This is a genomic window from uncultured Campylobacter sp. (genome assembly GCF_938031315.1).
Classification (GTDB): Bacteria; Campylobacterota; Campylobacteria; order Campylobacterales; family Campylobacteraceae; genus Campylobacter_B.
On sequence record NZ_CALHHT010000135.1, the window covers coordinates 1 to 5,031 of the forward strand.

A 5,031-nucleotide genomic window follows, 5' to 3' on the forward strand; every position below is an offset into this window, starting at 1 on the left:
CCGATTTTGCGCCGCGATTTTTCGGACGGCTCGTCTGCGACATCTGCGTGCGATTTATCGTTTTGAAATTTTATTTTGGCTAAAATTGCGGCTTTAAATTTAAAGGCAAAAAATGAAATACGACGTTATCGTTGTGGGCGGCGGGCACGCGGGTATCGAGGCAAGCTTAGCCGCCGCAAAAATGGGCGCAAAGACGCTGCTAATTACGATCTTGGCCGAGCAGATCGGCGCTGCGAGCTGTAACCCCGCAATCGGCGGCCTTGCCAAGGGGCATCTGGTAAAGGAGATCGACGCGCTGGGCGGTCAGATGGGGCTTGCGGCGGATGCGTGCGGGTTGCAGTTTAGAATTTTAAATGAGAGCAAGGGCCCTGCGGTGCGCGGCTCGCGGGCGCAGATTGATATGGATGAATACCGCATCTATATGCGAAATTTGCTGCTAAACACGCAGGGGCTGGACATAAGCCAGGAGATCGCGAGCGAAATTTTAACCTGCGAGCAAGACGGCGAGCAGCGCATTTGCGGCGTAAAGACCCATCTTGGCAACGTTTATGAGACCGAGCATCTGATAATCACCGCCGGCACCTTTTTAAACGGGCTAATTCACGTAGGCGAGAACAAGCTGCAAGCGGGGCGCGTGGGCGAGCTAGCGAGCGTCGAGCTTGCCGAATCGCTACGAAGCTTGGGGCTACAAATGGGGCGGCTAAAGACCGGCACCTGCCCAAGGATCGATGCTAAGACGATCGATTTTAGCGTGCTTGAGCGCCAAGACGGCGACGCGGATCCGCGCGCTTTTAGCTTTCGCAGCAAAAATTTTGCGCCGAAGCAGCTTGCTTGCTTCATCGCTTATACGAACGAGCGCACGCACGAGATCATCCGCGAAAATTTCGCCCGCGCGCCGATGTTTACGGGGCAGATTTCAAGCACCGGCCCGCGCTACTGCCCGAGCATCGAGACTAAAATTTATGAATTTCCAAATCGCGACCGCCACCACGTCTTCGTCGAGCCGCAGACGCGCGAGGCTACGGAGTATTACGTAAACGGTCTCTCTACGAGCCTTCCTTACGACGTGCAGGTCGCGTTTTTGCGCACGATCAGGGGCTTTGAAAATGCAAAAATCGTCCGCCCGGGCTATGCGATCGAGTACGATTTTATCGATCCTACCGAGCTTAAACACAGCCTCGAGACCAAAAAGATCCGCGGGCTGTTTTTGGCAGGCCAGATCAACGGCACCACCGGCTACGAGGAGGCCGCGGCGCAGGGGCTGATGGCGGGCATCAACGCCGTGCTTGATTTGCGCGGGCGGCAGCCTCTGATTTTGCGTAGAGATGAGGCGTATATCGGCGTTTTGATCGACGATCTGGTTACCAAGGGCACGAATGAGCCCTACCGAATGTTTACTTCGCGCGCGGAATTTCGCCTGCTGCTGCGCGAGGGTAACGCCGTGCTGCGCCTAAGCGAATACGGCCGCGAGATCGGGCTTTTAGACGAGGCGAGTTACGAGCGGGCGCGCAAATTTAAGCTCGATGTGCAGAGCGGAATGGAATTTTTGCTAAAAACGCAGATTACCCCTTCAAAACAGACGCTTAGCCTGCTGCAAAGTATCGGCGCAGAGCCCATTTCGCAAAGCTGCAGCTTGCAAAAAATCGTAGCCAAAAGCGGCTTTTCAAAGGCGGGCCTGCTTGCTCTGGCGCCGCATTTTGAGGGCTTTAGCGATGAGGTTTTGGATGAAATTTTAACGCAGTGCAAGTATCATTTCTATATCGCGATGCAGCGCGCCGAGGTCGAGAGGATGAAGGGGCTGCTAGGCGTCGCGATCCCGCCGCAGATCGATTTTAGCAAGATCGGCGGGCTTAGTAACGAGATCGTGCAGAAGCTAAACCGCTTCGCGCCGCCGACGCTTTTTGCCGCGAGCGAGATCAGCGGCGTAACGCCCGCCGCGATCGATATTTTGCATATCTACATCAAGCAAAATTTCGGTCTGAAATGAAAATAAAATGGCAATTTGAATTAAAGCCGAGTTTCGCGATAAAATGAATGATATAATTAAAAAAGAATAAAAGGGAGAGCTATAATGAAATATTGGATTTTTAGTGACGCACCAAGTGAGTTTGACCCAATTGATGGATTTAAACAAGAAGAAATAGTGCAGTGGGAAAATCAAAAAAAGAATGGATATATACATGTTGGCGGGGTGCAGATGGGCGACATTGTATACATTTACTTAAATGACCCTATTAAAGCCATTGTGGTTAAAACAAAAATAGTAGATATTTCGCCAGATAAATACACTGTTGATTTAAAATTTTTGAAATTTACAAATCGAAATAAACTATCTAGGGAAATTCTAAAAAAATACGATGGTCTTAAAAATATTCAAGGAAAACTCGAAATAAAATCTAAAGAAAGTATAAATTATATATTAAATAATGAAGATGAAGATATGGCTAAAGACGAGAAATTAGCGGGGAGTAAACAGCGGCCAAATCAAACAAATTATCTATTAAACCAAATCTTATACGGTCCTCCAGGGACCGGAAAAACATATAATACAATAGTAAAAGCCATTGAGATAATAGAAGGAAGAGAGATTGGCAAAGAAGAAATCAATGACAAAGAAAAGATGAAAATTGTAAAAAAACAATTTGATGAATACATTCAAAGCGGACAGATAAAATTTGTAACATTTCATCAAAGCTATGGATATGAGGAATTTATTGAGGGAATAAAAGCAGAAACTAAAGATGGAAACATATCATATGACATAAAAGATGGAGTATTTAAAAGAATTTGTAAAAAAGCTAGCGGCAGTAGCAAGAAGAAGGTATTACTAAAAGGCGCAAAAGAAGAACTAACTGAAGGTGACTTTAAAAAATTATATAACGACTATGTTAATAAGCTGCCGTCCATTTCTGATAGTTCATTTGAAAAAATATTAAAAACACCTGACGATAAACAACCGTTTTATCTATATAAAAGTACTACATCTTCTATATTAGTTAAACCCAAAAATAGTGATAATAATCATAGATCTATATCTTGTGATAAATTTATAAAAGATATATTTTATAATGGTACCTATGGAATGCGCTCCTATGAACCAGTAATTATTAAAGATATTTTGGGCGATGAATATAAAACAAACTATACTAATCAAAATTATGTCCTAATCATCGACGAAATAAACCGTGGAAATATATCTAAAATTTTTGGCGAGCTTATAACGCTAATAGAGCCGTCAAAAAGGCTTGGAAAAGATGATGAGATAATTGTAGAGCTACCATACTCAAAAGAAAAATTTGGAGTGTCTTCAAATTTATACATAATCGGGACGATGAATACGGCGGATCGAAGCATAGCCCTTATGGATACGGCACTTAGAAGAAGGTTTGAGTTTGTGGAGATGATGCCAGAATACGATAAATTAAGTGAAGTTGCTGGTATAAATATAGGAGAAATGCTTAAAACGATAAACGAGCGTATGGAGTATATTTACGACAGAGATCACATGATAGGGCACGCTTATTTTATAGATGTAACGGATATGAACGCACTTGCAAATGTATTTAAAAATAAAATTTTACCACTTTTACAAGAGTATTTTTACGATGATTGGGAAAAAATAAGACTAGTTTTGGGCGACAATAAAAAGCAAAAAGATAGCAGAACTCAGTTTATAACCAAAGAAGAGAATAAGGCTAGTTATTTATTTGGAGAAAATATAGACGATATAGACGATAAAGTCTTATACAAGATAAACGACGAAGCCTTTAACAAAGTTCAAAGCTATATAGAAATTTATAAGTCATCAAGCGACTAAGACGGCGCGAATGAAACAGAAACAAAGGACGCTAATCGAGTTTGAGCGTATATATCAGAATGATAAAGATATAGATGAAAACGACTTTAGTGATATAGAAAATTTTATTCTTAAAAACAGCGATGAAAATGCTTCGTTTTTGAGAATAGGAAGCGGAAGCGGTGGAAAATTTATACAAGCAAGAAACTATGTAGGTGTTTTGCAAACAAAAAGCGGGCTAACGATAGAGATTTTGCCTAAAATAGTGGATGAAGCGGATAAAAATGATACCGATAAAATAGATGGATTAAAAGACGTTTTTCTAAAAATGTTAAGATCGCTTAAAGATTTTCCATTTAAAAGCTCGAATTTGGCTAATCTCAAAACCAAAAATTTGCCGCTTTTAGAAATTTTTATCTCGATGTTTTTACGCGAGCTTGAAATCCTTGTAAAAAAGGGAATAAAAAGCGACTACATCATTCTGGAAGATAATCTAAAATTTCTAAAAGAAAAGCTAAATATAAATGAACAGATCAAAAGAAATACTATCCACAAAGAGCGATTTTATGTAGAATACAGCGAGTTTTTAAGCGACATAAAGATAAATCAGATCATAAAAACAACGCTTAAATTTCTATACAAAAAGTCGAATTCCAGCAAAAATCAGCAAAAAATACGCGAGTTTTTATTTATATTTGACGAAGTTTCGACATGCAGTGATTATAAAAATTTCTTTACCAACTGCACCATAAACCGCCAAGTAAAACACTACGAGCAAACGCTTTTATGGTGCAAAATTTTCCTTCTAGGCGACGCTTTTACTCCGCACAAAGGCAACGATCTAGCCCTTGCCTTACTTTTTGATATGAACCTGCTTTTTGAAAGTTATGTCGGAAATTTTATTAAAAAAGAGCATGTAGATATTAAATTACAACATTCAAAAAAGCACCTTGTAGAAGAGCCGATGAGCTTTAGACTAAGGCCTGATATATTTTTAGAAGGCAAATTTATAGCCGATACGAAATGGAAAGTTATCAATCAAGACGATAAGGAAAAAGAAAAGAACAAGATCTCGCAAACCGATCTGTATCAGCTATACGCTTATGGTAAAAAACACGAGTGCGATAGGCTCTATCTCATCTATCCAAAGATAGACGGCACAGAGCAAGAACCTATGGAATTTAAATACGACGATAAAATGCGACTTAAAATTTTATACTTTGATCTAGAAAACG

General features: G+C 40.9%; 3 protein-coding genes. All 3 read left to right on the forward strand.

The genetic code is table 11. The features are described 5' to 3' along the window. Nucleotides 1–112: 112 nt before the first annotated feature. Complete coding sequence (gene mnmG / locus Q0236_RS03740) at nt 113–1,987, forward strand: tRNA uridine-5-carboxymethylaminomethyl(34) synthesis enzyme MnmG (RefSeq protein WP_297915262.1); 1,875 nt, start codon at nt 113–115, stop codon at nt 1,985–1,987. An 84-nt stretch (nt 1,988–2,071) separates the two neighbouring features. Next, nucleotides 2,072–3,817, forward strand: coding sequence for an AAA family ATPase (locus Q0236_RS03745; RefSeq protein WP_297915264.1), 1,746 nt, complete (start codon nt 2,072–2,074; stop codon nt 3,815–3,817). A gap of 10 nt (nt 3,818–3,827) precedes the next feature. Then, the coding region (locus tag Q0236_RS03750; RefSeq protein WP_297915266.1) for an McrC family protein at nt 3,828–5,031 on the forward strand (1,204 nt) is incomplete at its 3' end.

Excerpts from the sequence above, each read along its gene's own strand:
- Q0236_RS03745 (WP_297915264.1), top strand. The coding sequence starts at position 2,072 with ATGAAATATTGGATTTTTAGTGACGCACCAAGTGAGTTTGACCCAATT.
- mnmG (WP_297915262.1), top strand. The coding sequence starts at position 113 with ATGAAATACGACGTTATCGTTGTGGGCGGCGGGCACGCGGGTATCGAG.